Below are 26,168 nucleotides of genomic sequence, written 5' to 3'. Positions count from 1 at the left end.
CGCTCTTAAAATAAAGTCATCTGAGGATCACCGCCGCGGAACTGACTGTAATCGAGATTACTCGGCTTCCAGTTCAGTCCGTGGCGTTTGACGGCCAGCGCGAACCTTTGGGCGATCAGGGCCGCATAAGGCCCCTGCCCCGTCATTCGGCTACCGAAATTAGGGTCATTTAATTTGCCATCCCGGCATTGGCGAATATGATTAAGTACCTTATTGGCCCGATCCGGAAAATTAAGCCTTAGCCATTCCTCGAATAGGATTTTGATCTCATAGGGCAACCGCACCAGATTATAGCCCGCCTTTGCGGCACCCGCGTTGGCCGCCGCCTTCACAAGGCTCTCAATTTCATGGCAAGTCAGGCCGGGGATGATGGGCGCCACCATAACCCCGACCGGGATACCCGCATTGCGCAAAGCCCGCACGGTTTCCAGCCGTCGCTGAGGGGTAGCGGCTCTTGGTTCCATAATCCGCGCCAGATGCCGGTCCAGGGTCGTGATCGACAACATTACCGTGACAAGCCGCAACGCCGCCATAGGCCCCAGAATATCCATATCACGCTGGATCAAGGCGGATTTGGTAATCAGATGTACAGGATGGCGAAACTCAAACAGCACCTCAAGCAGACTACGGGTAATGCGTTCCATTCGCTCGGTCGGCTGATAGGCATCGGTATTGATCCCCAGCATCAACGGCGCGGGTTTGTAGCGCGGATCGGACAATTCCTGCCGCAACAGTCTGGCGGCATCAGGTTTACGGAAAATGCGCGTCTCGAAATCTATGCCCGGTGACAGATCAAGATAGGCATGGCTGGGACGTGCAAAACAGTAAATGCAACCGTGCTCGCAGCCTTTGTACGGATTAATAGACCGGTCAAAACCGATATCGGGCGAGGCATTGCGCGTAATGATTTTGCGCGCGGTATCAACGCCCAGAATGGTTTTAAGCTGCTCAAATCCTGCCCTTTCCTCATGCGTCCAGCCATCGTCGATGTCATAGAGATCCGGCGCATCGAACCGTCCGCTGGTACGGTTTGACACTGAGCCCCGCCCTTTACGCAACCTGTTCGGCAGGGCGTTTTCGTCAGTAATAAGATCGGTTCTGAGCGTCGGAATAGGCATACATCATGCTAACACCACGTCAGAACAAATCAAGAACATTAAATGTAAAAAAACAGCCCCGTTTCCGGAGCTGTTTTTACCACTTAGCTTGAATGGCCTTAAGCTGCGCCACCGCCACGTTTTTCAGCGTAAATCAGCAGCGGTTGCGCCCGTTCTTCAACGACTTCGCCATTGATCACCACCTCTTCGACGCCCTGCATGTTCGGCAGTTCGTACATGGTATCGAGCAGAATGGCCTCAAGGATAGAGCGCAAACCCCGCGCGCCGGTCTTACGGACAATGGCCTTCTTGGCGACAGCAAACAGTGCCTCTTCCGTGAAGGTCAGGGTGACGTTTTCCATCTCGAACAGACGGGCATATTGCTTGATCAGGGCGTTTTTCGGCTCAGTCAGAATCTTGACGAGGGTCGCCTCATCAAGATCTTCCAGCGTGGCCAGAACCGGCAGACGGCCAATGAATTCCGGGATAAGACCGAACTTCATCAGGTCATCAGGCTCAACCTGGTGCAGGACTTCGCCCAGACGACGCTCTTCAGGATCCTTAACCGTGGCGCCAAATCCGATCGATGTGCCTTTACCACGGCCGGAAATGATCTTTTCCAGACCGGCAAACGCGCCTCCGCAGATGAACAGGATGTTGGTCGTGTCCACTTGCAGGAATTCCTGCTGCGGATGCTTGCGACCACCTTGCGGCGGAACGCTGGCAACCGTGCCTTCCATGATCTTGAGTAACGCCTGCTGAACACCTTCGCCCGACACGTCACGGGTGATCGATGGGTTGTCAGACTTGCGTGAAATCTTATCAACTTCGTCGATATAGACGATGCCGCGCTGAGCACGCTCAACATTATAATCAGCCGCTTGCAGCAGCTTCAGGATGATGTTTTCAACGTCTTCACCGACATAACCCGCTTCGGTTAGCGTCGTGGCGTCGGCCATAGTGAACGGCACATCGATGATGCGCGCCAAGGTTTGCGCCAACAGGGTCTTACCCGAACCGGTCGGCCCGATCAGCATGATGTTGGACTTGGCCAGTTCAACATCATTGCCTTTGGCGGCATGGTTCAGACGCTTATAGTGGTTGTGAACCGCGACCGACAGAACCTTCTTGGCCTGAGACTGGCCAATCACATAGTCGTCGAGGACTTCACGAATCTCTTTCGGGGTCGGCACGCCGTCCTTGGACTTCACGAAAGCGATCTTGTGCTCTTCACGAATGATGTCCATGCACAGCTCAACGCATTCATCACAGATGAAGACGGTCGGCCCCGCTATCAGTTTACGCACCTCATGCTGGCTCTTTCCGCAGAAGGAGCAGTAAAGGGTACTTTTGCTATCGCCACTGGCGGCTTTCGTCATAAGCGCTTTCTCACCTCATGCGCGGCCCGTGAGTCCAAGTACGACACACGTTCCCGCTTCAAACCGACACTATGCCTTCTTAGGGATTAAAAAAAGGCTATTTTCGCTACATATCCGCGTAACATACGGCACTTAAGGCGATCTATGCACAGTTTAGACCACGCCTCAACCGCATCCTTTGGGGTTTTCGTGTCCCCGACCACAATTAGCAGGATGAATTTCTATATAGGATCGAATATGAGGAATAAAAGCCACACTCATAAACGGCCCTGTTGATGCCTTCCGCAAATGAAGTCCCCGCTCCTCAAATCGCCGCCTTCGATTTCGACGGCACCCTGACCTATAAGGACAGTTTCACCGCGTTTCTGGTCTGGCATTGCGGGTATTTGAGACTGGCTTGGGCGTTTATCTCCACCCCGTCGCTTATCAGCCACTACATAAGGACCAGAGACCGAGGCGCGTTAAAATCCCGGCTCATCCATAAATTACTCGGCGGAATCAGGCGCTCTGATCTTGAAGCCCTGATCGCTGCGTTCGCGGATAGCCATAAAGATAAACTGTTCAGGCCGGACGCATTAGCCACATGGGCCGAACAAAAACAGCCCGATCGATTGAGGGTGATCGTCACGGCCTCACCAGACATTCTGGTCAGCGCGTTCGGGACATATCTGGAGGCTGACCGGGTAATCGGCACTAAGCTCGGATTTTCTGCTGACAACCGGCTGCTGCCAGACCTCGACGGACTGAACTGCCGAGGCCCCGAAAAGGTTGCGCGCCTCAAAGCGGCTTACGGCGAATCAATGCAACTCGCGACAGCCTTCGGAGACACAAGCGGCGACTTTGAGATGATCAAAGCCGCCGACAAGGGGTATTACAGAGTCTTTACGGGCAAGCCTACTTAACGACTTCGAGCGTATCGGTACGCTTTTCGTAAACGTGGTCGACCAGACCAAATTCCTTGGCTTCCAAAGCGGTCATGTAGCGGTCGCGATCCAGCGTGCGCTCGATCGTCTCATAGCTTTGGCCGGTGTGCTTGACGTAGATTTCGTTGAGCAGCTTCTTAGTCTTGCGGATATCTTCGGCCTGAATTTCAATATCCGACGCCATACCGCGCGCGCCACCCGAAGGCTGGTGCACCATGATCTTGGAATTTGGCAGGGAGAAACGCTGACCGGCTTCACCGGCTTGCAGGATCAGCGATCCTGCGGATGCGGCCATACCGATACAGACCGTTGATACCGGCGATTTAATGTACTGCATGACGTCATAGATCGCCAGGGCCGAGGTCACCTGACCACCGGGCGAATTGATGTACATCGCGATTTCCTTTTTCGGATTTTCCGACTCAAGGAAAAGAAGCTGCGCGCAGATCAGGCTGGCCATACCGTCTTCGAACGGGCCGGTCAAAAAGATGATGCGTTCTTTCAGCATACGCGAGAAGATATCGTAGGCGCGCTCACCGCGGCTGGATTGCTCCACCACCATAGGCACCAGATTCATAGTCAGATTGTCGATAGGATCGCGCATAATTGCCCCTGATCAAAATTGGCTTGTGGATTCGTATATAGGGTTAAAACTCTTAAACGAAAGTGGACACCCCGCGAACCCCTTTTACAAACTGGCAATTTACCCACAGCTTTTCAAGCGCAAAAAAAGAAGCAGAGGAAAGTCCCCTGCTTCTTTTTCATTTAATTCAAGCTGCGAATTGACGACGCTTAAGCGTCGTCTTCCGCCAGAAGCTCTTCTTTAGTAATCGGCGCTTCCGATACCTTGGCCAGTTCAAAGATCGCATCAACGACCTTTTCTTCATAGAGCGGCGCACGAAGCTGGGCGGAGGCGGCCGGGTTCGAACGGAAATATTCAAACACCTGACGCTCCTGGCCCGGATAATTGCGGGCTTCCTGAGCGATAGCCTGAGCCAGTTCCTGATCAGACACGGTCACGTTCTGACGAGTGCCGATTTCAGCGAGCACGAGGCCAAGACGCACGCGGCGCTCGGCGATCTTGCGGTATTCGCCCTTCAGTTCGTCGTCCGACTTACCGGCATCTTCTTCGGACAGCTGCCCTGCGGCCTTGTCCTGCTCAACCTGCTGCCAGATACCGGCAAATTCAGCGTCCAGCATCTTTTGCGGCAGATCGAACGAATGCTTTTCATCAAGGATGTCAAGCAGAGCGCGCTTCATCTTGAAACGGGCAGCAGTCTTGTACTGCTGTTCGATCTGGGTCTTCAGGAGGCCCTTGAGCGCGTCCAGACCTTCGAGACCGAGGCCCTTGGCGAACTCATCGTCAGCCACGGCATCCTTAGGCGAAGAAATTTCGTTGACCTTGGTTTCAAAGGTCGCCTCTTTGCCCGCCAGATTGGCCGCACCGTAATCGGCAGGGAAGGTCACGTTCAAAACGCGCTCTTCGCCTTTTTTGGCGCCGATCAGTTGCTCTTCAAAGCCCGGAATAAACTGGGCGGAACCGATGACCAGATCAGCGCCTTCCATCGAGCCGCCGTCAAACACTTCGCCGTCGATCTTGCCGACAAAATCGATATTCAGCTTATCGCCATCAGCCGCCTTAGGCGCTTTGCCGCCCTTGGGCTCATACTGCTTTTGCTGCGACACGATGCCGTTCAGGGCTTCGTTGATTTCCTCTTCGGTCGGCTCATAGACCGGGCGGGTCAGTTCAAGGCCAGCCACATCAACCGGCTCGAAATCGGGCATTTGCTCAACCGCGATCTGATAAGCGAAATCAGATTCGCCCTTGATGACCGCATCAATATCACCCAGCGGCGTCAGTTCAGGCTGGCTGGCCGGACGCACTTTATTTTGATCCAGCGCCGACTGGGTTGTTTCGGTGAGCGTCTCCTGAAGAATTTCGCTCATCAATTCCTTGCCATACAGCTTCTTGACGTGGGCCGGCGGCACCTTGCCGGGACGGAAGCCCTTCACGTTCATTTTCGGCGCGACTTCGGCGATCTTGGCGTTCAGCTTTTGCGTCAGTTGATCTTTAGCGATCGTGACTTCGTAGACGCGCGACAGGCCTTCATTCAGTTTTTCAACGACTTGCATCGATTTTCAGTACCTTTTAGAACCGCGCCCTTTCCAGCCCCAATATCTTGAATAATTCAAAACACTAACCGGACGCACAATTCAGACAAAACACGACCGACCGCACAACACGCGCGGGCGGAAATTCAAAGATGCGCATCTATGGCATTATTCGCCTCAAGGTCAACGGTATATAGCCGCATTTGTTGCTTTTTGGGCGGATTTCATGACGTCGCCACCCTGCGATCCTAATTGCCGCAACCCCGTACTTATGCCACAGTTCCATTCTGTATGATAAGACCAGGAGACGTTCAGTGTTCAAATGGTGGTTTAGCATACCTTTGTGGGGGCGGGTCATGCTGGCGCTCGTCCTTGGCGTCATCACGGGTTATGGCCTGCAACATGCGCTGATCTATTGGGGGCTGCATATTGGCATTGCCCCCGACGAAGCCAAAAGCGTTGCCACCCACTGGATCAAGACCTATCTCGGCCCCTTCGGCGATGTCTTCATGCGTCTGTTGCGGATGCTGATCGTGCCGCTGATTTTCACGACACTGGTGGCCGGGGTCGTCGCCTTAGGCGATCCGAAAAAGCTTGGGACGGTCGGGCTGAAAACCATCGGGCTTTATCTGCTGATGACCGTGTGCGCGAATATAGTCGGGCTGATATTCGGCAATATTTTTCAGCCGGGCCAAGGCATCAGCTTTGAGACGACTGAGGCCACACCGCTGGCTTCCGACAATCCATCCTTACGTGAACGACTACTGGAAGTCATTCCCCAAAACCCGGTTGTGGCGCTGGTTGAAGGGGATGTTCTGGCCATCATATTCTTCGCCGTTATATTCGGTATCGGCATCATTCTGGCGGGGCCGTCGGCAAAGCTTGCGGGCGATGTGTTTACCGCCGCATCAGAGGCCATGCTCAAGGTTACCCAGATTGTCATGGAATTCGCCCCAATAGGCGTATTCGCTTTGATCGCCTATACGGTCGCCAGTCAGGGACTAGAAGCCTTCAAATCCATATTATTGCTAATTGCGTGCGTGTACCTGGCGCTACTCACCTACATGATCATAACCTATACGGTGATTATAAAACTCTGGCTGCGCCTGCCACTGAGCCGATTTTTCAAGGGCGTTGCCGATGCGGCCGCTGTCGCCTATTCCACAGCTTCCAGCAACGCCACCCTGCCCGTCACCATCGCCTGCACCACCCAAAAGCTGGGGGTCAATCGGTCGATTGCCGGTTCAACCCTGCCGCTGGGGGCGACCATAAATATGGACGGGACAGCGCTATACTTAGGGATTCTGGCCGTTTTTACAGCGCGCATCTTTGGCTATGAACTGACCTTAAGCCACTACGCCATGATTGTGGTGACCGCCACCATATCCGCGATCGGCGCCGCAGGCATCCCGTCAGCCTCTTTGTTTCTGGCCGCCGTCGTTTTGCAAACCTTTGGCGCCACACCGGCACAGGTCGCCCTGATTGTCGGCTTTATCCTGCCGGTCGACCGCATCATGGATATGGCCCGCACCACCATCAACGTCATCAGTGATTCCGTGGTCGCCCTGGCCGTCGCCAGGACGGAAGGCGAGTTGGATGAAGACATCTATTATGGCCGTAAACCCTACGAGCCTAGCCCAGACGAATTAGACGATTTTTATCGCTCAAATTAATCTTCAAAGTGGTGCGTCTTCATGTCAAACCGGCTGAGTTCGGTCAGATAATCGTCAATATTGACCAAGCCGACACAGGCCTTTGCGCCTGTGCCGATATCCGCTACTGCCCGGTCATTTTGCGCCAGCCGTCGCGCCAGTATGATCGCGGGCACACAAGGGATTTGCGGGCCATCGCCGTTGCGGGCAATGATAAACCAGCGCACTTCACGCGGTTGTCCATCTGAGGCAGTTCCGCGTAAAACGACGTGCATGCCTCCATCGGCGGTGCCCAAACCATTGAACAGATCACTCATCCGCAGCATTAAGGCCGCGTGCCGCTCAAGCTTAATAGGTAAACCTATCCGCACCAGCCAGCTTAAGCTCCATAGCCCCAGATGCAGCAAGGGATGCTCCAGTCCCGCTGAAAACCGGATCGACTTTATATCATAAGCCTCAGGCAGCAGATCGAGATCCGGCACATCGCAATTCGCCATCCAACGGCCCCCCAGTTCAGGGTAGGTTTGGCGGTAAAGATCCTGCCAGCCATATCGCGCACCAACCTGCCCCCGTGCGGGTTTTAGCTTTTTGCCGACATAACTTAGTATGCCCTTCGTGGTCGCCAGTCCCCGCTCGGCCTTCTGGCCCGGACTGATGCCGTACATCATTGTTTCAATCTCATTGAACCGGTGACGGTAGCGCTCAACCACAGCCGACGATAAACCCGGCACCGTGCTGGCGCCACTGATGACACAAAGATTTTCAGCCTTGGCCTCTTCATCAAGACTAGCAATGCCGGCGACAAACTCCCGGCCATCGGCCAGATCGATATAATGAACGCCCGCAGCGATACAGGCGCGGGCGACATGATAATCCTGCCCCTGAAACGGCCCAATCGTATTGACTACGACCTTTGGAGGCAGATTTTTCAGCGCCTCAACCAGCCCATCGTCAATATTGATCAAAGCCGCCGCCACATCAGCGTGCGGCACTATATTTTTAAGCCGTGCGGCCAAGGCCTGCGCCTTAGACAGATCGCGCCCAGCAATGACCACAGGCACATCTGTCCGGATCAGAGCCTCAGCAATGCGCTTACCGAAATTGCCATATCCCCCAAGTATCAGAACTTTACCCATTAACTTAAACGCATGTCTGTGACCGTGAATGTACCGCTGTAGGCGTAGATGCGGCCGAACCAGATGTGTCTCAAATCCATATACATCTCAAACTGCACGTCATCTATGGCCCGCTCTTCGGCATAGCCACGCCCGATCAACCATTCCAGCGAGATCGGCAATGTCACTCCCAACACACGCATCTTGTACCCCTTATGGTGCATCGTCACCTTTTCACCATCAAAGCCATATCGCGCGTGCCAGCCTATACCCGAAGGCATCCACTCAATAATATCGCCCTCACCGGCAGTCACCATGCGCGAGCGAAAGTGATAGGGCTTTCGAGCGGGAAATCTGAATGCCCGATCAAAGCGAAACCCGTCTCCATCAGGTTCACTACTGAAGGTTACGGTCACCGGAATATTATAGCCCGCCTGCGGCACTAAGGCCTTAGTCAACCGCATCAGGGGCGACAGAAGTTTTGCCAAGGCTGACAGTTCGACCTTCATGAGTCCCTCCACCTGCACCTTGTCGTTACTGAATGGCCGGTTGGCATAATGCGCTTTGAAAACCGGCGGCAACCTCTCCCAGGCAGTTCCGAATACAGATTGAAAGATCGGCTTATTGGTCACGCGGGCTCACCTTCATATCAATGGGACGCACACCTTTTAGTGCCAGCAATCCATTTCTAAACGCCCGCAGAAACGGATACATCACCCGCGACCGCGTTTTGGACTTAAAGATATGATGAACGATCCAGCCCCAGCCCCGCCGATCATCGCTCAAGGCCGCAATCAAGGCCAAGGCCTCGTCCCCGATATAGATTTGCGATTGATAAATAATGGCCATGCCCTGATTCAGATCAAAACCGGCCTCATCGATCTGCTTAACAAAATCATGCGCCCCCTCATCGCGGGCATTGATAAGGTGCAGCCGAAAATTCCGCCTTAATTTAACTATTTCCGCCGACATAGCGCAGACTGGGCAATCGCCATCATAAATAAACCAGACGCCTTCGGGATCAGGATCATCACGCACGTCTAAGCTTCCCCTTATAACAATCTGTTTGATATAGCGTATTAAACCTTCCGTCTCCAGCAGCTTCGCAGGTAAAGGAAAACCATGAGCTACGAACTGATCAAATGGGTGCATGTCTTAAGTTCGACCATACTGTTTGGCACAGGCATAGGCAGCGCCTTTTACATGTTCATGGCCAACCGCAGCCGCGACACGCGCGATATTTATTTCGCTGTGCGCCATGTGGTCATTGCCGATTGGCTGTTCACGACGCCTGCGGTGATCGTGCAGCTTTTTAGCGGACTTTATATGGTGCACATGGCTGGCTACAGCTTGGCCGATCTCTGGATATTATGGGGGCTTTTGCTCTACGTCTTCGCAGGCGCGTGTTGGGTGCCCGTGGTGTGGATGCAAATCAAAATGCGTGACATGGCACGAATTGCCGTTGATACCGGCACGGCATTACCTGAGCGATACTGGCGATTAGATCGCTGGTGGATTACCTTGGGCAGCCTCGCCTTTCCGGCGATTGTCGTCGTATTCTGGCTGATGGTCTCTAAGCCGGTTTAGCCGGAAAGCATTCACAGCGCCCGACTGGTTGCCTCGATTGTTCGTTTTTACGACAAAGTCTCGAACTGGAGCGAAGCGACTAGCGACCAAGTGGGAGCGCAGGCTGCGCGCCGCCAAGCGGCCTCGCCGCTGCGCTCCATTAAAAATCCAAATTTATCGGAGAGAAATTTGGTGCGGTCGAGAGGACTCGAACCTCCACGCCTCTCGGCGCTGGAACCTAAACCCAGTGCGTCTACCAGTTCCGCCACGACCGCATTGGCACTGGCGATAGACGGATCAGGTGCGATTGACAAGGACTTTATTGCGAACGTTCACAACAAAGCGCCACGGACAAATAATATAATGCGCCACAAATCCTTCGCAGACACGGTGTAAATCTGAAATCAGCAGCTAAGGGCGCCCAATATGCGGCTAAGCGCGTTAAAACGATTTCAAAAGCAATTACTTCGCCAGAATTACATCATTTGAACTGCGGATTATGTCTGAAATTCGCCTATTCAGACCTGAAATGACCTGAAGCGCGATTTTTGTTTTGAAATCTGTACGCTTTGCATCTTATGCCTTGCCACATCATTTCACGCAAAGTAATGAATTCTTTCAGTCATGTGAGCCGGACTTTTGTAAAACTTTCTTGCATTCTTGCGCAATGCAAACAAGTTACGCGATTGAACGGTCGCTCGTTTCAGGATTGCTCATGAAAAAGATCGAAGCTGTCATTAAGCCCTTTAAACTCGATGAAGTGAAGGAAGCCCTTCAGGAAATCGGTGTCCAAGGTATGACCGTGCTGGAAGCCAAGGGATATGGCCGCCAGAAGGGACATTCCGAACTCTACCGGGGTGCGGAATATGTCGTTGATTTTCTGCCGAAGATCAAAATCGAACTCGTCGTAGCCGACGATCTGGCGCCCGCAGCTCTGGAAGCCATCCAGACCGCTGCCCGTACTGGTAAAATCGGTGACGGCAAAATTTTTGTAAGCGACATTATCGATGTCGTGCGCATTAGAACCGGAGAATCCGGCCCACAGGCCGTCTAACTTCTCTTTATTATTAAACTCAAGGTTTCGGGGCGTCTCAAAATGACTGCAAATGAAATTCTAAACCTCATCAAGGAAAAGGACGTCAAATATGTTGACGTTCGTTTCACTGATGTTCGCGGCAAAATGCAACACGTCACTTTTGACATCGGTCTGGTCGACGAAGAGTTCCTCGAAGACGGCACGATGTTTGACGGTTCGTCCATCGCCGGCTGGAAGGCGATCAACGAGTCGGACATGAAGCTGCGTCCCGACCTGAAAACGGCCTATATCGATCCGTTCTACCAGCAGACCACCCTGTTCCTGTTCTGCGACGTTGTGAACCCCGACACCAACGAGCCTTACAACCGCGATCCGCGTTCGATGGCGAAAAAAGCTCTGGCCTATCTGGCATCGTCCGGCATCGGCGACATCGCCTTCTTCGGCCCTGAAGCTGAATTCTTCATTTTTGATGACGTGCGCTGGTCGATTTCGCCGGATAACACCGGTTATGCGTTCGATTCGACTGAACTGCCGCATAACTCGGCCAAGGTCTACCCGGAAGGCAATATGGGCCACCGCCCTGGGCCTAAGGGCGGTTACTTCCCGGTCAACCCTATCGACTCCTGTCAGGATCTGCGCGGCGAAATGCTGGCCGTGATGGAAGAACTCGGTATGGAAACCGAAAAGCACCACCACGAAGTGGCGCCCGCTCAGCACGAACTGGGCCTGAAGTTCTCCGACATGCTGACCATGGCTGACCGTCTGCAACTCTACAAGTACGTCGTTCAAAACGTGGCTCACGCCTACGGCAAATCGGCCACCTTTATGGCCAAGCCAATGTTTGGCGACAACGGTTCGGGCATGCACGTTCACATGTCGATCTGGAAGGGCGGCAAGCCGTCATTTGCGGGTGACAAGTATGCCGGCCTGTCCGACATGTGCCTGTGGTACATCGGCGGCATCATCAAGCACGCCAAGGCCATCAACGCTTTCGCCAACTCGACCACCAACTCCTACAAGCGTCTGGTCCCAGGCTATGAAGCTCCGGTGAAGCTGGCCTATTCGGCTCGTAACCGCTCGGCCTCGATCCGTATTCCGTGGGTATCCTCGCCTAAGGGCAAGCGCCTCGAAGCCCGTTTCCCGGATCCGATGGGCAACCCTTACCTGACCTTCGTGGCTCTGCTGATGGCTGGCCTTGATGGTATTGAAAACCGTATCGATCCGGGCGCACCTGCCGACAAGAACCTGTACGATCTGCCGCCTCAGGAGCAAAAGCTGGTGCCTGAAGTTTGCGGTTCACTGCGTGAAGCCCTGAACAGCCTCGACGCTGACCGCTCCTTCCTCAAAAAGGGCGGCGTGATGGACGACGATTTCATTGACTCCTACATCGAACTGAAGATGGAAGAAGTCATGAATTTCGAACTGCGTCCGCACCCGGTCGAGTTTGAAATGTACTACAAGTGCTAATAGAAGCCCTATAAGCCTCTGAAATACTTGATTAAGCCGCCCATTTTGGGCGGCTTAATTTTTGCCAAATTTAAGCGCGATATTTAATTTCAAATGTTATTACTTTAATTTCAAAGGAAACCATTTTCAAAATACATCTTTACACGTCAATCCGGCTCAAATTGACACATAAATGACGCAATCGCCCACCCCGCACCCCTTTACCTATCTTGAACATGATAAAAACCCTTTGAGTTGAAGGCATAAGGCGGCACTGTTCGCCTGTGCAACATCCGCTTAACCAAGGGGGATACTTTGAAAACGTGGATTAAATTATCAAAAGCCGCAGCCTGTGCTGCCGCTATAATGCTGGCGGCACCCGTCGCCGGTACAGCTATGGCTGCGGCACCCGTCGCTGCCGAAGTCGCCTCTGAGGCGGCCGAAGCCATGTCTGAAGCCGCTTCGGCGGTTGAAGAAGCCGTTGCTCCCGAAGCCGAGGCCGAAGCTCCGGTTCTTCTCGGCCACCAGACGGCTCTGGAACTCGATGGCGCCGCATCTGCTTTCGTCTTCTTATCGACCGCTCTGGTTCTTATGATGACATTGCCGGGTCTGGCGCTGTTCTACGGCGGCATGGTGCGTAAGAAAAACGTCATCGCCACCGTCACTCAGTCGGTTGCCGTCTCCTGCGTCGCGGGTCTTCTCTGGCTCGTCGTAGGTTACTCGATCGCATTCGGTAAGGCGGGCCCTCTGTTTGGTCAGTCCGCTGACTTCGTAAACCAGTTCATCGGTGGTTTTGACGTCCTTATGCTTAAGGGTGTTACCTCATCGACCGCTTTCAGCGCAGCACCATATCTGCCTGAAATGCTGTGGATTGCTTACCAGATGACGTTTGCGATCATCACTCCGGCCCTGATCACCGGTGCGTTCGCAGAGCGTATCAAGCTGTCTGGCCTTCTGCTGTTTATGGCCCTGTGGTCCGTTTTCGTCTACGCTCCGATCTGTCACCAGGTCTGGGGTGGTGGTTACCTCGGCTCGATGGGCGTGCTTGACTTCGCCGGTGGCGCCGTCGTTCACGTCAACTCCGGCGTCGCCGGTCTGGTGGCCGCCCTCTTCCTTGGTCGCCGCAAAGGCTACGGCACCGAAGAAATGCCGCCGAACAACCTCGTCTTCGTCATGATCGGCGCCTCTTTGCTGTTCGTCGGCTGGATTGGTTTCAACGCCGGTTCTGCCTGGACACCAGACGGCATCGCTGCCGCAGCCCTGCTCAACACTCTGGTGGCAGCCTTTGCTTCGGGCCTGACCTGGAAAATTGTTGAATGGATCGTTCGTCGTAAGCCGTCTCTGCTGGGCATCCTGTCGGGTATTGTGGCGGGTCTTGTGGCCATCACTCCAGCCGCTGGCTTCGTCAATCCGATGGGCGCCCTGTTCATTGGTCTGATTGCGGGTCCAGTCTGCTACTTCTCCGCGGTCTGGGTTAAGAAGATACTGGGTTACGACGACTCACTCGATGCTTTCGGCATCCACGGCGCGGGTGGTTTCCTCGGCGCGGTTCTGACGGCTGTGTTCGCTGACGCCTCCATCAACAGCCTTGCTGAAGGCGCAACGGTCGGCGCTCAGTTGGCAGGCCTTGGCTTCACCATCGTGTGGTCGGCGGTTGGTACCTTCATCATTCTGGTAATCTGTAAGTTCACGACCGGCCTGCGGGTTTCGGAAGCGGACGAAGAAGCCGGTCTTGATTCGTCACTGCATGATGAAGCCCTTCATCACTAAGCCTATCCACATCTGATTTCAGATGAGCTTATAAGGCGTCCGGTAACGGGCGCCTTATTTGCGTCCTCACCCCAGACTTATTTGTCACGTTATGCACCGCAACAAACCCTTAAAATGTAGCAATTGAAACCATGAAATTGCATAATTACCACACAACACGTGTTTAAACATACACACCCTTGGCAGGGCCGGTTAATTCTGTATGGTCATATTGCAAAGTCACAAAAACTACATAAATGACGCAAAACAGGAAACGCCCTCGGTTACGGGACTTATAAAAACAACCCATCTGAGGATATGGATATGAAAAAGATTTTGTTTGCTGCCGCCGCTGCGGCTGCTCTTTTGGCTTCCGGTTCAGCTATGGCCGAAGGCGAGTTTAGCTACAACGTTGCCGTCACCAGCGATTACGTCTGGCGCGGCGTTTCGCAAACCGATGAAAACCCAGCTATCTCTGGCGGCATCGACTACAGCAACGGCATTTTCTACGCCGGCACCTGGGCCTCGAACGTAGACTTCGGCTCTGATGCTGACTACGAACTCGACCTGTATGCTGGTGTAAAGCCAACCGTTGGCGATTTCGCTTTTGATTTTGGCGTTCTGTACTATGCCTACCCGCAAGAAGACGATCTCAACATGACCGAACTGAAAGCTGCCGTCAGCTATCCGTTGGGTAAGGGATCGATCGGTGCCGCCGCTTACGTCAACACCGACGAAGACCTCGAAGACTATTTCGAAGTCAATGGCGCTTACCCGCTGACCGACAAGATCAGCGTATCTGGCGCTTACGGTGATTTCGGTGGCTACAACACCTGGAACGTCGGCGGTAGCTACGCCCTGACTGACATCCTGTCGGTTGACCTGCGCTACCACGATACGGACACAGAGGTTTTCGGCCAACTGGGGGACGAGCGCGTTGCCCTGACGCTTAAGGCTGCTTTCTAAGCAAGCCCCCTAAAACAGGCAATTTGGAAGAAGACCGCTCCGTTTGGGGGCGGTCTTTTTTTTGTTTACCTCTGGCCCGTTGTTACCGTCAGTATCAACATATCTAAACTCCCTGAAATATAACCCTTTGGGCGAACAAATCACCTCCGACCACGTCGTTAACATTGCGTTGCAAAATTGCACCAAACCGTGGCAAACGATGCCTTTGAACGCTGGCAGCACTAGGCTTGCGACAAAAAAATGTTACATTCGCTAAGGTTTTCTAACGTTAACTACGTAACCGCGCGTACTCTGATGACCTCCTTGGAAAACGCGTTAACAACAAAACAGGATTAAAAAATGAAAAAGTCCCTCCTCGCTGCTGCTACCGCCTTGGGTCTGGTATTCGCCGGTGGCGCAATGGCCGAAGGCGCCCTGAGCTACAACATTGCCGTCACCAACGACTACGTATGGCGCGGCGTCTCCCAATCCGGCCGTAACGAAGCCGTTCAGGGCGGCATAGACTACACCAACGGCATCTTCTATGCTGGCGCATGGGCTTCCAACGTAGATTTCGGCGACAATGAAACTGATTTGGAAGTTGACGTTTATGCCGGTGTGAAGCCGACCTATAAGGACTTCTCGTTCGATTTCGGCGGTATCTATTACGGCTATCCGAACCAGCCAACCGACACCAACCTGTCCTTTGGTGAACTGAAGGCTGCTGTCAGCCATCCGATCGGCGCTGGCGCCATCGGTGCCGCGGCCTACTATTCGATGGACTTCGGTGGCGCAGGTGAGTCGCTGTATTCTGAGCTGAACGCCTCTTATCCGATCACTGAAAAGCTGTCGTTCTCCGGCGCTATGGGCAAGCAATATATCGAAGATGGTATTGACTATACCACATGGAATCTCGGCTTGGGCTATACTCTCACTGAAGCTCTGTCGGTTGACGTGCGTTATTGGGACACCGGTAAGCACGAGTATCAAGGTCAGCCTCTGACTAACTACAAAGACCGTATCGCCGTAACACTTAAGGCTGCTTTCTAAGCATACGCCTTTCGTGCTAAGCTTTAAGGCCGCAAGCCCACAGGGTTTGCGGCCTTTTTCTTTGTAATATCCCGAATCACAGCAAGATAGGGTTTATGTCCACATCTGTACCCCAACCGAATCTATTCGATACTGGAGCTGCACCCGCGTCACAGGATGCTGCCCAGCCTCAACCTGCCACCAACACGGCACCGAACCCCGCCAATGACGCGCCGCCTGAAAAAGCCGTAAAAGTCAAAGCCCCCACCACGTCTCAACCTGACGCGATGACGGCCGAAGGCTATGGCGCCAATGCTATCGAAGTGCTGGAGGGGCTGGAGCCTGTCCGTAAGCGCCCAGGTATGTATATCGGCGGTACCGATGAAAAGGCGATGCACCATCTGTTCGCCGAAGTCCTTGACAACTCTATGGACGAAGCCGTAGCGGGTCATGCCAAGGCGATCTGGGTTGAGCTAGATGCGGACGGTTACCTGAGTGTGCGTGATGATGGCCGCGGCATCCCCGTCGACCCTCACCCTAAATATCCCGGCAAGTCAGCCCTCGAAGTCGTCATGACGGTTCTGCACTCCGGCGGTAAATTCTCTGGCAAGGCCTATGAAACCTCAGGCGGTCTGCATGGCGTGGGCGTTTCGGTGGTAAACGCCCTGTCTGAACGTCTCGAAGTCACGGTATGGCGCGACGGTTATGAGTGGCAGCAGGTTTTCTCCAGAGGCTTGCCCCAAGGGCCAATTGCACAGTTGGGCCCCTCGAAAAAACGGGGTACACGCGAACGCTTTATTCCTGATCCGGAAATTTTTGGCGAAAACGCCCACTTCCGGCCCGCACGTTTATACCGCATGGCCAAAGCCAAAGCCTATCTGTTCCGCGGTGTCCAGATTTACTGGAAATGCGCACCATCCCTGATCCACGACACAACACCCGCCGAAGACAAATTCTACTTCCCGAACGGCTTGGCCGATTATCTGGCTGAACGCGTGGTCGATACCGAAACGGTCAGCGAGATTTTCTCCGGTCGCGTCGAGCGTAAGGGCGAAGGTGGGGCCGTCGAATGGGCCGTGGTGTGGTCTGCCGCAGGGTTTGGCGAGCATGACGGCTTTGCGCAGTCCTACTGTAATACCATTCCCACCCCCGATGGCGGCACCCACGAAGCCGGTCTGCGCGCCGCCCTCACCCGCTCCCTGAAATCCTATGCCGAAATGACCGGCGATAAGCGTGGCGCGATCGTCACCGCCGAAGATGTCGCGGCTCAGGCCGGTATCGTCATCTCGGTGTTTATCAAAAACCCTGAGTTTCAAGGGCAAACCAAGGATCGCCTGTCGTCATCAGAGGCTCAAAAACTGGTCGAAAAAGCACTTGCCGATCCGTTCGACCACTGGCTGACCTCATCGCCCAAACAGGCCGATAAGCTATTACAGTTTATTGTCGAGCGCGCCGAGGAACGCCTCAAAAAGCGCAAAGACAAGGAGGTTCAGCGCGCCTCAGCCACTCGCAAGTTACGTCTGCCCGGTAAGCTGGCTGACTGCGCCCGTCAGGACGCCAAGGACACCGAACTGTTTCTGGTCGAAGGGGATTCCGCTGGCGGCTCAGCCAAGCAGGCCCGCAATCGTAATACCCAGGCCATTCTGCCTCTGCGGGGTAAAATCCTGAACGTGGCCTCGGCGACCGGCGATAAGGCCAAGGCCAATCAGGAACTGTCTGATCTGGGGCTGGCGCTGGGGGTGCAACCCGGCGCGCGCTTTAAAGAAGACGATCTGCGCTATGAACGCATCGTCATCATGACGGATGCTGATGTCGACGGCGCTCACATCGCGTCCCTGCTCATTACCTATTTCTACCGAACCATGCCCGGTATGATCCGGAACGGAAACCTGTTTCTGGCTATGCCGCCTCTTTACCGGATTAGTCATGGCTCAAAGACCGTATATGCGCGAGACGATGCTCACCGCACTCAAATTCTGGAAAAAGAATTCAAGGGCAAGAAGCCTGAAATCGGCCGATTTAAAGGTCTGGGCGAAATGATGCCGGCCCAACTCAAAGAAACCACCATGGATCCTAAAACCCGCACTCTGGCGCGGGTGGTTTTGCCTGAGAGTGAAGATGAGGTCGAAAGTCTGGTTGAGACCCTGATGGGCCGCAAACCTGAATTGCGCTTTCGCTATATTCAGGAAAATGCAGAGTTCGTCAGCGAGGATCTTGACGTTTAAGCGGGCTGAATTTTACCCGCAAAGCTTTAAACTTCAAAGAAACCGGCTTTTTCACAGAATAGCTGTTACACCAGACGGCTATTCTGTGTATAAGGCCGGTTTATCGCGTATGCCCCCGGTTAAAGAGTTTCATGACAAAGTTCACCGATCTTGGATTAAGCCCCGAAGTTTTGAAGGCCATAGCTGAGACCGGCTATGACACGCCGACGGCTATTCAGGAACAGGCGATCCCCGTCGCTCTCACCGGTCTTGATGTCCTTGGCATTGCGCAAACCGGAACCGGTAAGACCGCCGCCTTCACATTGCCGATGATAGAGCGTCTCGCCGCAGGCCGCTCGCGCGCCCGTATGCCGCGCGCCATCGTTCTGGCCCCTACCCGCGAACTGGCCGATCAGGTCTCCGAAGCCTTTGAAAAATACGCAAAATATCACAAGTTGAATTGGGCGCTTCTGATCGGTGGCGTATCGATGGCTGATCAGGTAGCCAAGCTGGATAAGGGCGTAGACGTGCTAATCGCCACGCCCGGCCGTTTGCTGGATTTGTTTGAGCGCTCAAAAGTCATGCTCAATGGCGTTCAGATCATGGTGGTTGATGAAGCTGACCGTATGCTGGATATGGGCTTCATTCCCGACATCGAGCGTATTTTTAAGCTCACCCCACCCTCACGCCAGACCCTATTTTTTTCCGCGACTATGGCGCCGGAAATTACCCGTATAACTCAGGCATTTTTGAAAAACCCTGTGCGTATCGAGGTTTCGCGTCCGGCCACAACCAACGACAACATTAAACAGTTTGTCTACCGCGTGCCATCCGGCAACGCCCTGAATACAGCCAAGGCTAAACGCATAGCCCTGCGCGCGATCATTTCGACGCTGGACATTAAAAACGGTATCGTATTCTGCAACCGTAAGACCGATGTCGATATCGTGGCGAAATCCCTCAGCGTTCATGGCTTTAACGCAGCCCCCATCCACGGTGATCTGGATCAAACCCTGCGTATGAAGACACTGGATTCGTTCCGCAAGGGTGATCTGACCTTGCTGGTGGCGTCTGATGTTGCGGCCCGTGGGCTTGATATTCCCGATGTCGGCCATGTCTTCAACTTCGATGTGCCCCACCATGCTGATGACTATGTTCACCGCATTGGGCGTACAGGTCGCGCTGGCCGCTCTGGTGAAGCCTATCTTCTGCTATCGTCCGCCGATGAGAAAAACTACGATAAGGTACTGAAACTTACTAAAAAAGAACCAGAAGCCCTGGCTATTGATGTCGATTTCAGCGCACTGGCCGAGGATACGGGCCGCAAATCACCGCGACCAGACCGTAAACCCCGCCGTGGCGACAGAGATAAATCGGTAAAAACAGCTCAAAAAACTGAGCCAGAATCGGAAATCAAGTCAGAACCGGCCGTTAACGAAAACACAGTTATCGAGAATAAGCTGGAAACGCCAAAGCCGTCACGTAAACGTAACCGCGCAGACAGACCTTCTGAAACTCAAGAAAAATCAACCGATTACGAAGAATTAGCCGAAGGCTTCGGTTGGCATGTACCTGCCTTTTTACTGCGAAGCGTCGATTTAAAATAATAAAAATTCAGAAAAATTTTTTAGCGCGTTAACCGCCTGTCAGAGAAGTTGGGCTAGATTGCTCCTGTCACATAGAATCAGGTGACGCAAGGAAGACCCAATGAATAACGACATAGAAGTAAGTGTCCGTGGTCCCAACTCATATGCCTTGGCGCAGGATGCGTTAAAGCTTATGGAAGAGCATGGGGTGTGGCCGACGCCACTTAATTACGAAATCTGGCTCTATGTCGCCGGTGATCCACAGTGCGCCTTAGCTCAGGAAGTTCTGAGACTCGTCGCCAGCGGAGAGAAAATCACCGAAGAGATCAGCGATAGCCTGGCCTCGAAATTCATTGCCCGCCTGAAACTCAATGATGAAGTTCGTGACGCTGGCCTGAAACTGTCCAAAGAATTACATACGATCACTGAGGTCATCAGTGACGTGCAATCATCCCAAAGAAGTTATTCCACGACACTGGAAAGCGCACGTCAGTCTCTTAATCTGGCCGATGCAGGTGTGTTGAAGAATCTGGTCGACAACCTGTCGGCGGCAACCAATGTCGTTCTTGATCATCATCAGTCATTGCAAACCCGCCTGAGCGATTCATCCCGTGAAATTAATCGCTTGCGTAAGCATCTTGATCAGGTGCGCATGGAAGCCATGACCGATGCCCTGACCAATCTGGCTAACCGCAAAGCCTTTGATGAGCAACTCGATAAACAATGCGAAGGCGACGATGTATCAAAGCCATTGACGCTGGCCGTAATCGACATTGACCATTTCAAACGCTTTAACGACACTTGGGGTCACCAGACCGGCGATCAGGTGTTGCGTTATGTCGCCAGTGTTCTGGCCCGCATTGGACGCCCCCCCGCTTTGGCTGCACGCTATGGCGGTGAGGAGTTCGGGATGTTGTTCCCCGGCCAAACGGCCACCGATGTAGCTCGTATTCTCGATGAAGCTCGTCAGGAAATTTCAACCCGTGTGTTGAAACGCCGCTCGACCAATGAAGATCTGGGCACTGTATCCATCTCGGTCGGTCTCGCTCAACGTGAGTTCGCCGAAGATCCATTTGACCTCATGGATCGTGCCGATAAAGCGCTTTATCTGTCTAAGAACAACGGCCGGAACATGGTGACCGTTGCTGAAGGCAGCCAGGTCAGGGATTTTAACGTCGCCTGACGTGCTCAGCACAGGCTCGCCAAATCGGTAGAAGTCTTATAAGTCTTTGAACGATGACTTTTAAGGACTGACCATGCCCAGCTTCCTGTTTGCCGCCGCCTATTGGCTGTTTTCACTCTTCTACAGCCTGTTGGCGCTGGTTTTTACCGTTTTGCCTGGGCGACGGCCCGTGCTTTGGGTTATTCAACGCTATACCCGTCGCATGGTCTGGGCGATGCAATACCTAGCCGGCATCCGGTTGGAGGTCAGGGGCCGCGACCGCATCCCCACACAGCCGGTAATCTTTGCGGCCAAGCACCAGTCCTGGGGCGATGGATATTGCATATATTCGCAATTCAATGATCTGGCCTTTGTGACAGGCGATCATCTTGAAAAATACCCCTTCATGTCGAAAATCCTGCGTAAACTGGGCGCGATTGTTGTCAATAATTGCGGCGGCATCGAAGCTCGCAAGGCTCTGGCGGATCGCTCACAGAAAGCCAATGATGATGGCCGACACATTTTAATCTATCCCGAAGGTCATTTATCCGCACCCGGCACCTATCACCGCTATCGCTCAGGCGTGTGGCACATGTACAGAAATTTTGACCGGCCGGTCGTACCGGTAGCTACTAATCTGGGGCTGTTCTGGCAAGAAGAACGCTATGAAAAGTTACCCGGCACGGCGGTTCTGGAGTTCATGGAGGCCATTCCCACCGGCCTTAATAAGAGTGAATTCATGACACTGTTGCAAACGCGGATCGAAACCCAAACACAAACGCTTATCAGCGAAGCCACAGGCACACCACTCCAGCCATCGACCATAGTTTCTGATTAAAACTATTCAAGAAAACAACAGGTTTTGAAGCTTTATTAAGGTCAGCAAGCTATGACAGTTCATAGTATTTATTTGCGTACAGGCCCATAATCATGCCATCGGGTTTTCGAGTAAGTTACCGCATCGACGAAACCAAAAATCGCCTGCTGGTCACGGTCAGAGGCGCTTACGAAGGTGCGGCCCTGATTGATACTTTGATTGCTCTTTATCAGCAGATTGACCAACCGTGGTCTTACGACCGGGTGATGGATATGCGCGCCGCTGATGGCTTTACCACCCTGCCCGACTTGATGAGAGCCGCTCAGGCTCTGGCCGAAATGGCAGGTACTCCGCCACCGCCGCGCAAGCGATTGGCTCTGATATCGCAAGACCCGCTTGATAAGCCGCGCCTGGCGGGGATTGGGGACATATTCCCAAAAGATTATATACAAACCTTTGAAAGCCTTGATGAAGCCCTGACCTGGTTGGATACTAATCCGCCTGAACCGGCGTGATCGTCACGCTCTCCCCGCAACCGCAGGCATCGGTCTCATTCGGGTTATTGAAGACAAATTTGGACGACAGCTTGGTCGTCTCATAGTCAATGACCGTACCGACCAGATAAAGTACGGCCTTGGGTTCGATAAGGATGGTGACATCCTTATCGGTCACGATCTCATCCAATGGGTCGGCCGTTTCAGCATAGCTTAAAACATATTCTTGCCCGGCACAGCCGCCCGCCTTAACCCCTACACGCAAGCCAGCGTAAGGCTTATCAGCCTTGGCCATAATCGCCTTGACCTGACGAGCGGCCGCGTCCGTCAGACTGACAATGGAAGGCCTCGGGCGGCGGGGGCGGAAAGAAACAGCGGTTTCCATGATTTCGCTTTCTGTAGCGTAAGGGGGCACATGGGGGAAAAACGGTTTTCCTCCATGACCTTAAAACATATTAAGCTGAAGCTTGGCTTCGTCACTCATTTTCGACGAATCCCACGGGGGTTCAAAGATGAGATTAACATTGACGCTATTGACACCTTGAACGCCCATAACCGCCTGCTCGACCCAACCCGGCATCTCACCCGCCACCGGACAGCCCGGCGCTGTTAGTGTCATGTCGACCGCCACATCGCGGTCATCGGACACATCAACGCGGTATATCAACCCCAGTTCATAGATATCTACCGGAATTTCGGGATCGTAGACGCTTTTGAACGCCGCAATCAGGTCTTCGGTCAGACGTGACAGTTCCGCCTCAGACAGGCCCGAAGGCGCTTCACGCGCGAACAGTTCCGCCTGCGGATGCTCCGGTTCCTCATGAAGATTGATGATGTGGTCGGACATGTATGTAACCTTACTCAAAGAAACTCTGGGCTTTTTGAACCGCCGCGATCAGAGCGTCGATCTCATCTTCGGTATTATAAAGCGCAATCGATGCCCTCACGGTCGACGTCACCCCAAGGCGCGTCATCAGCGGTTCGGCGCAATGTGTACCGGCCCTTACCGCTATATTGTAGCGATCAAGGATTTGTGCAACGTCATGGGCATGGGCCTGCCCCAAAGAAAAGGTCAGGATCGAGCCTTTGTGGCCCGCATGGCCATGTACCCGCAGATTATTGATACCGCGCAAGCCCTCATAGGCCCGGTCATATAGTGCCATTTCATGAACAATAGTTGCGTCACGGTCAAACTGCGACAACCATTCGATCGCAGCCGTCAGGCCGATAACCTCAAGGATCGCCGGCGTGCCCGCTTCAAAGCGATGGGGCGGTTCGGCATAGGTTATGCGCTCTTTGCTGACATGGGCGATCATTTCCCCTCCACCCTGATAGGGTGGCATGACGGCCAGCAGATCATACTTACCGTACAACACACCTAAGCCTGTCGGCCCATAAAGCTTGTGGGCCGAAAACGCGTAAAAATCACAGTCAAGCGTCTGGACATCAACTGGCAGATGGACCACGCCCTGACAGCCGTCGATCAGAACCTTGGCACCTACCGCATGGGCCTTGGATACGATCTCAGCCACCGGGTTGATGGTCCCCAAAACATTCGACATATGGGCTATGGCGACCAGCTTGACCTTATCCGTCAATAGTTGATCAAAGGCCAGCATATCCAGGCTGCCGTCATCAAGGATCGGCACCCATTTCAGCACCGCCCCGGTACGCTCCGCCAGCATATGCCAGGGTACGATATTAGCATGGTGCTCCATCTCAGAGATCAGGATTTCGTCACCGGCTTTGATGAAAGTGCCGAAACTGAAGGCAACCAGATTAATCGACTCTGTCGCTGATTTGGTGAAGATGACCTCTTCGACACGAGCGGCATTTATAAAACGCGCAACGGTTTCGCGGCCCTTTTCAAAGGCATCCGTCGTTTCATTCGCCAGAGTATGCAGGCCACGGTGAACATTGGCATATGAGGTGGCTGCATGTGCGCTCATGGCCTCCAGCACCTGACGCGGTTTCTGGGCGCTGGCCCCGCTGTCGAGATAGATCAGGGGCTTGCCCTTGATCTTCCGCGACAGGATCGGAAAGTCTTCGCGGGCCTTTGCGACGTCAAACGCCATAAAAGCCTCCGGCCTTAGCCTCAACGAACTCCAGCACCGCCGCGCGTAAGTGATCGTCGTCAATGGCTTCGATCACCGGCACAATAAACGCCTGCATCAAAAGGCCGCGGGCGGTGGCTTCATCCATGCCGCGCGACATGCAAAAAAACAGCGCGTTTTCATCCAGATTGCCAATCGTGTTGCCGTGCGCGCACTGGACGTCATCGGCATAGATTTCCAGTTCCGGCTTGGCGCGTACCCTCGCACCGTCATTCAAAATCAGCGCCTGATGCCGCATCCGGGCATCAGTGCCATCAGCGCCCTTTTGCACCAGAATACGCCCCTGAAACACGACCTGCGCCTGATCCTTGACCAGCCCTTTGATAGTTTGGGTGGTCACGCCATTGATATGCTGATGATCAAGGCGCGTGGTGTAATCGAAATGGGTTTTGTTCTTCAGTAAGTACGCACCATCCATGCGGACTTCCGCCCCATGACCCGCATGGGCTACATGGCTTTCAAAGCGCTGAAAGGCCGCGCCAGTCGATACCACGGTCTGCACATACTGAGCGTTGGGCGCTGTATCAATCGTTGACTGCCGCACGGATGTTGCCGTTTCCGGCTCGTCCATCACCACCACGCGCTCAAGACGCGCACCCTCAGCCAGAGTGAGTTCAAGCTCACTATGAACCGCGTAATTACCCTTCCCCTCATAGGTCTCAAACAGGGTCAAATGCTCACCGGCCTTAAGATCAATCCGGCCTTTATTCTGAAAACCCGCCACGCAGTCCAGACGCCCGCGTGCCCAGTGCCGCAACCACAGCTTACCATTAGACGCGGCAACCGCCGCCTCAAGGCCGCTATAGTCCGCCCCAAAGACATTATGGACATGGAAGCCCTCCAGCGTCAGGGCCGGGGCTGCGATATCCGTCGAAACCTCCAACTCACGCGGCGTGATGCGCAAATGCCGCGCCAGATCGGAATATTTCCATTCCTCATCGCGCCGCGTTGGCCAGGTTATGGGGTCGAACAGATCGAACGCCATTATGCCGCCTCACCGAGGTACTGGTCATAGCCATTGGCTTCCAATTCGTGGGCCAGTTCCGGCCCGCCTGAATGAACAATGCGACCATCAACCAGAATATGGATGCGATCCGGCGTGATATGATCGAGCAGTCGCTGATAGTGGGTGATGACCAGCATCCCGCGATCAGGGGCACGCAAGGCATTCACACCTTCTGACACGACCTTAAGCGCGTCGATATCTAGGCCGGAATCGGTTTCATCAAGGATGAGGAACTTCGGCTTAAGCAACGCCATTTGCAGCACTTCCATGCGCTTCTTTTCGCCGCCGGAGAAACCCACATTGAGCGGACGTTTAAGCATATCCATGTCGATTTTCAGCGACTTGGCCACTTCGCGGGTCGTTTTCAGGAACTCAGGTGCCGACATTTCGTCCTCACCGCGCAGTTTGCGCTGAGCATTCAAAGCCGTGCGGATAAAGGTCAGGGCCGGAACACCGGGGATTTCGAGCGGATACTGAAACGACAGATAAAGTCCGGCCGCGGCGCGTTCATGCACATCCTTATCCAGCAGATCTTCGCCGTTAAGCGTGGCCGATCCAGCCGTTACCTCATAGTTGGAACGGCCCGCCAGCGTGTAGCCCAGCGTCGATTTACCGGCACCATTCGGCCCCATAATGGCATGGACCTCGCCCGTTGGCACATCAAGCGTCAGGCCCTTAAGGATGGTTTTGTCGTCAACGCTGACGGTGAGGTTTTCAATATTAAGCATTGTCATTA

25 protein-coding genes and 1 tRNA gene are annotated in these 26,168 nt (G+C 53.8%); 13 read left to right on the top strand and 13 right to left on the bottom strand.

The window, feature by feature from the left end; all coding sequences use genetic code 11:
• Window positions 1-5: 5 nt before the first annotated feature.
• Entirely contained in the window at window positions 6-1,118 is a 1,113-nt protein-coding gene (locus PQU98_RS00925; protein WP_272743008.1) for a PA0069 family radical SAM protein, read from the bottom strand.
• 98 nt (window positions 1,119-1,216) lie between these two features.
• Complete coding sequence (gene clpX, locus PQU98_RS00920) at window positions 1,217-2,476, bottom strand: ATP-dependent Clp protease ATP-binding subunit ClpX (protein WP_023463898.1); 1,260 nt, start codon at window positions 2,474-2,476, stop codon at window positions 1,217-1,219.
• A gap of 275 nt (window positions 2,477-2,751) precedes the next feature.
• On the opposite strand from clpX, the gene PQU98_RS00915 reads away from it, so the two are divergent.
• Entirely contained in the window at window positions 2,752-3,378 is a 627-nt protein-coding gene (locus tag PQU98_RS00915) for an HAD-IB family hydrolase (protein ID WP_272743007.1), read from the top strand.
• Here the strand turns inward: PQU98_RS00915 and PQU98_RS00910 are convergent.
• Entirely contained in the window at window positions 3,371-4,003 is a 633-nt protein-coding gene (locus tag PQU98_RS00910; protein WP_272743006.1) for an ATP-dependent Clp protease proteolytic subunit, read from the bottom strand. The genes PQU98_RS00915 and PQU98_RS00910 overlap by 8 nt on opposite strands.
• 188 nt (window positions 4,004-4,191) lie before the next feature.
• The gene (tig, locus tag PQU98_RS00905; RefSeq protein ID WP_272743005.1) at window positions 4,192-5,532 is read right to left on the bottom strand and encodes a trigger factor; all 1,341 of its coding nucleotides are present in this window, start codon (window positions 5,530-5,532) and stop codon (window positions 4,192-4,194) included.
• Window positions 5,533-5,825: 293 nt separating this feature from the next.
• Between tig and PQU98_RS00900 the strand changes: the two genes are divergently transcribed.
• On the top strand, window positions 5,826-7,184 hold the full coding sequence (locus tag PQU98_RS00900) for a dicarboxylate/amino acid:cation symporter (protein WP_272743004.1): 1,359 nt from the start codon (window positions 5,826-5,828) through the stop codon (window positions 7,182-7,184).
• Here PQU98_RS00900 and PQU98_RS00895 read toward each other — a convergent pair.
• The 3 genes from PQU98_RS00895 to PQU98_RS00885 are packed head-to-tail and all read right to left on the bottom strand — an operon-like array spanning window position 7,181 to window position 9,430.
• Entirely contained in the window at window positions 7,181-8,299 is a 1,119-nt protein-coding gene (locus PQU98_RS00895; RefSeq protein WP_272743003.1) for a saccharopine dehydrogenase NADP-binding domain-containing protein, read from the bottom strand. The genes PQU98_RS00900 and PQU98_RS00895 overlap by 4 nt on opposite strands.
• A complete protein-coding gene (locus tag PQU98_RS00890; RefSeq protein WP_272743002.1) occupies window positions 8,299-8,910 on the bottom strand; it encodes a DUF4166 domain-containing protein in 612 nt (203 codons plus the stop codon). The genes PQU98_RS00895 and PQU98_RS00890 overlap by 1 nt, the downstream gene beginning before the upstream one ends.
• Complete coding sequence (locus PQU98_RS00885; RefSeq protein WP_272743001.1) at window positions 8,900-9,430, bottom strand: DCC1-like thiol-disulfide oxidoreductase family protein; 531 nt, start codon at window positions 9,428-9,430, stop codon at window positions 8,900-8,902. The genes PQU98_RS00890 and PQU98_RS00885 overlap by 11 nt, the downstream gene beginning before the upstream one ends.
• Here PQU98_RS00885 and PQU98_RS00880 point away from each other — a divergent pair.
• On the top strand, window positions 9,401-9,865 hold the full coding sequence (locus PQU98_RS00880) for a DUF2269 family protein (protein WP_272743000.1): 465 nt from the start codon (window positions 9,401-9,403) through the stop codon (window positions 9,863-9,865). The two genes, PQU98_RS00885 and PQU98_RS00880, sit on opposite strands and share 30 nt — an antisense overlap.
• Window positions 9,866-10,034: 169 nt before the next feature.
• Here the strand turns inward: PQU98_RS00880 and PQU98_RS00875 are convergent.
• A tRNA-Leu gene (locus PQU98_RS00875) sits at window positions 10,035-10,119 on the bottom strand.
• Window positions 10,120-10,559: 440 nt separating this feature from the next.
• On the opposite strand from PQU98_RS00875, the gene PQU98_RS00870 reads away from it, so the two are divergent.
• The 10 genes from PQU98_RS00870 (at window position 10,560) to PQU98_RS00825 (ending at window position 22,333) form a co-directional block, all read left to right on the top strand.
• On the top strand, window positions 10,560-10,898 hold the full coding sequence (locus PQU98_RS00870; RefSeq protein ID WP_107872337.1) for a P-II family nitrogen regulator: 339 nt from the start codon (window positions 10,560-10,562) through the stop codon (window positions 10,896-10,898).
• 42 nt (window positions 10,899-10,940) lie between these two features.
• A complete protein-coding gene (gene glnA, locus PQU98_RS00865) occupies window positions 10,941-12,347 on the top strand; it encodes a type I glutamate--ammonia ligase (RefSeq protein WP_272742999.1) in 1,407 nt (468 codons plus the stop codon).
• A 294-nt stretch (window positions 12,348-12,641) separates the two neighbouring features.
• Complete coding sequence (locus PQU98_RS00860) at window positions 12,642-14,096, top strand: ammonium transporter (protein ID WP_438263845.1); 1,455 nt, start codon at window positions 12,642-12,644, stop codon at window positions 14,094-14,096.
• A gap of 303 nt (window positions 14,097-14,399) precedes the next feature.
• Window positions 14,400-15,041 (top strand): TorF family putative porin, encoded by a 642-nt coding sequence (locus PQU98_RS00855; RefSeq protein ID WP_272742998.1) that lies wholly within the window; start codon window positions 14,400-14,402, stop codon window positions 15,039-15,041.
• 339 nt (window positions 15,042-15,380) lie between these two features.
• Window positions 15,381-16,070, top strand: coding sequence for a TorF family putative porin (locus tag PQU98_RS00850; RefSeq protein WP_272742997.1), 690 nt, complete (start codon window positions 15,381-15,383; stop codon window positions 16,068-16,070).
• Between the two features lie 95 nt (window positions 16,071-16,165).
• A complete protein-coding gene (parE, locus tag PQU98_RS00845) occupies window positions 16,166-18,274 on the top strand; it encodes a DNA topoisomerase IV subunit B (protein ID WP_272742996.1) in 2,109 nt (702 codons plus the stop codon).
• 131 nt (window positions 18,275-18,405) lie between these two features.
• Window positions 18,406-19,860 carry a DEAD/DEAH box helicase gene (locus PQU98_RS00840; RefSeq protein WP_272742995.1) on the top strand — a complete coding sequence of 485 codons (1,455 nt, stop codon included), beginning with the start codon at window positions 18,406-18,408 and terminating at the stop codon, window positions 19,858-19,860.
• A 100-nt stretch (window positions 19,861-19,960) separates the two neighbouring features.
• A complete protein-coding gene (locus PQU98_RS00835; protein ID WP_272742994.1) occupies window positions 19,961-21,022 on the top strand; it encodes a GGDEF domain-containing protein in 1,062 nt (353 codons plus the stop codon).
• Window positions 21,023-21,095: 73 nt separating this feature from the next.
• A complete protein-coding gene (locus PQU98_RS00830) occupies window positions 21,096-21,839 on the top strand; it encodes a lysophospholipid acyltransferase family protein (protein WP_272742993.1) in 744 nt (247 codons plus the stop codon).
• A gap of 92 nt (window positions 21,840-21,931) precedes the next feature.
• On the top strand, window positions 21,932-22,333 hold the full coding sequence (locus tag PQU98_RS00825; protein ID WP_272742992.1) for a hypothetical protein: 402 nt from the start codon (window positions 21,932-21,934) through the stop codon (window positions 22,331-22,333).
• Here PQU98_RS00825 and PQU98_RS00820 read toward each other — a convergent pair.
• Genes PQU98_RS00820 through sufC form a run of 5 tightly spaced genes read right to left on the bottom strand, consistent with a single transcriptional unit; the run spans window position 22,311 to window position 26,160 of the window.
• A complete protein-coding gene (locus PQU98_RS00820; protein WP_272742991.1) occupies window positions 22,311-22,697 on the bottom strand; it encodes a HesB/IscA family protein in 387 nt (128 codons plus the stop codon). The two genes, PQU98_RS00825 and PQU98_RS00820, sit on opposite strands and share 23 nt — an antisense overlap.
• A gap of 60 nt (window positions 22,698-22,757) precedes the next feature.
• Window positions 22,758-23,159 (bottom strand): SUF system Fe-S cluster assembly protein, encoded by a 402-nt coding sequence (locus PQU98_RS00815; RefSeq protein WP_272742990.1) that lies wholly within the window; start codon window positions 23,157-23,159, stop codon window positions 22,758-22,760.
• Window positions 23,160-23,169: 10 nt separating this feature from the next.
• A complete protein-coding gene (locus PQU98_RS00810) occupies window positions 23,170-24,387 on the bottom strand; it encodes an aminotransferase class V-fold PLP-dependent enzyme (protein WP_272742989.1) in 1,218 nt (405 codons plus the stop codon).
• On the bottom strand, window positions 24,377-25,411 hold the full coding sequence (sufD, locus tag PQU98_RS00805) for a Fe-S cluster assembly protein SufD (protein WP_272742988.1): 1,035 nt from the start codon (window positions 25,409-25,411) through the stop codon (window positions 24,377-24,379). Before sufD ends, PQU98_RS00810 begins: the two co-directional genes overlap by 11 nt.
• Window positions 25,411-26,160: a Fe-S cluster assembly ATPase SufC gene (gene sufC, locus PQU98_RS00800; protein ID WP_272742987.1), complete on the bottom strand. Its 750-nt coding sequence runs from the start codon at window positions 26,158-26,160 to the stop codon at window positions 25,411-25,413. The genes sufD and sufC overlap by 1 nt, the downstream gene beginning before the upstream one ends.
• Between the last annotated feature and the right edge of the window lie 8 nt (window positions 26,161-26,168).

Origin of the sequence: Asticcacaulis machinosus, from assembly GCF_028550435.1 — a bacterium.
In the GTDB taxonomy this organism is placed as follows: domain Bacteria; phylum Pseudomonadota; class Alphaproteobacteria; order Caulobacterales; family Caulobacteraceae; genus Asticcacaulis; species Asticcacaulis machinosus.
This window is presented reverse-complemented; position numbering and strand designations above follow the sequence as displayed.

Excerpts from the sequence above, each read along its gene's own strand:
- PQU98_RS00925 (WP_272743008.1), bottom strand. The coding sequence starts at position 1,118 with ATGCCTATTCCGACGCTCAGAACCGATCTTATTACTGACGAAAACGCC.
- clpX (WP_023463898.1), bottom strand. The coding sequence starts at position 2,476 with ATGACGAAAGCCGCCAGTGGCGATAGCAAAAGTACCCTTTACTGCTCC.
- PQU98_RS00915 (WP_272743007.1), top strand. The coding sequence starts at position 2,752 with ATGCCTTCCGCAAATGAAGTCCCCGCTCCTCAAATCGCCGCCTTCGAT.
- PQU98_RS00910 (WP_272743006.1), bottom strand. The coding sequence starts at position 4,003 with ATGCGCGATCCTATCGACAATCTGACTATGAATCTGGTGCCTATGGTG.
- tig (WP_272743005.1), bottom strand. The coding sequence starts at position 5,532 with ATGCAAGTCGTTGAAAAACTGAATGAAGGCCTGTCGCGCGTCTACGAA.
- PQU98_RS00895 (WP_272743003.1), bottom strand. The coding sequence starts at position 8,299 with ATGGGTAAAGTTCTGATACTTGGGGGATATGGCAATTTCGGTAAGCGC.
- PQU98_RS00880 (WP_272743000.1), top strand. The coding sequence starts at position 9,401 with ATGAGCTACGAACTGATCAAATGGGTGCATGTCTTAAGTTCGACCATA.
- PQU98_RS00885 (WP_272743001.1), bottom strand. The coding sequence starts at position 9,430 with ATGCACCCATTTGATCAGTTCGTAGCTCATGGTTTTCCTTTACCTGCG.
- PQU98_RS00870 (WP_107872337.1), top strand. The coding sequence starts at position 10,560 with ATGAAAAAGATCGAAGCTGTCATTAAGCCCTTTAAACTCGATGAAGTG.
- glnA (WP_272742999.1), top strand. The coding sequence starts at position 10,941 with ATGACTGCAAATGAAATTCTAAACCTCATCAAGGAAAAGGACGTCAAA.
- PQU98_RS00855 (WP_272742998.1), top strand. The coding sequence starts at position 14,400 with ATGAAAAAGATTTTGTTTGCTGCCGCCGCTGCGGCTGCTCTTTTGGCT.
- PQU98_RS00850 (WP_272742997.1), top strand. The coding sequence starts at position 15,381 with ATGAAAAAGTCCCTCCTCGCTGCTGCTACCGCCTTGGGTCTGGTATTC.
- parE (WP_272742996.1), top strand. The coding sequence starts at position 16,166 with ATGTCCACATCTGTACCCCAACCGAATCTATTCGATACTGGAGCTGCA.
- PQU98_RS00840 (WP_272742995.1), top strand. The coding sequence starts at position 18,406 with ATGACAAAGTTCACCGATCTTGGATTAAGCCCCGAAGTTTTGAAGGCC.
- PQU98_RS00835 (WP_272742994.1), top strand. The coding sequence starts at position 19,961 with ATGAATAACGACATAGAAGTAAGTGTCCGTGGTCCCAACTCATATGCC.
- PQU98_RS00830 (WP_272742993.1), top strand. The coding sequence starts at position 21,096 with ATGCCCAGCTTCCTGTTTGCCGCCGCCTATTGGCTGTTTTCACTCTTC.
- PQU98_RS00825 (WP_272742992.1), top strand. The coding sequence starts at position 21,932 with ATGCCATCGGGTTTTCGAGTAAGTTACCGCATCGACGAAACCAAAAAT.
- PQU98_RS00820 (WP_272742991.1), bottom strand. The coding sequence starts at position 22,697 with ATGGAAACCGCTGTTTCTTTCCGCCCCCGCCGCCCGAGGCCTTCCATT.
- PQU98_RS00815 (WP_272742990.1), bottom strand. The coding sequence starts at position 23,159 with ATGTCCGACCACATCATCAATCTTCATGAGGAACCGGAGCATCCGCAG.
- PQU98_RS00810 (WP_272742989.1), bottom strand. The coding sequence starts at position 24,387 with ATGGCGTTTGACGTCGCAAAGGCCCGCGAAGACTTTCCGATCCTGTCG.
- sufD (WP_272742988.1), bottom strand. The coding sequence starts at position 25,411 with ATGGCGTTCGATCTGTTCGACCCCATAACCTGGCCAACGCGGCGCGAT.
- sufC (WP_272742987.1), bottom strand. The coding sequence starts at position 26,160 with ATGCTTAATATTGAAAACCTCACCGTCAGCGTTGACGACAAAACCATC.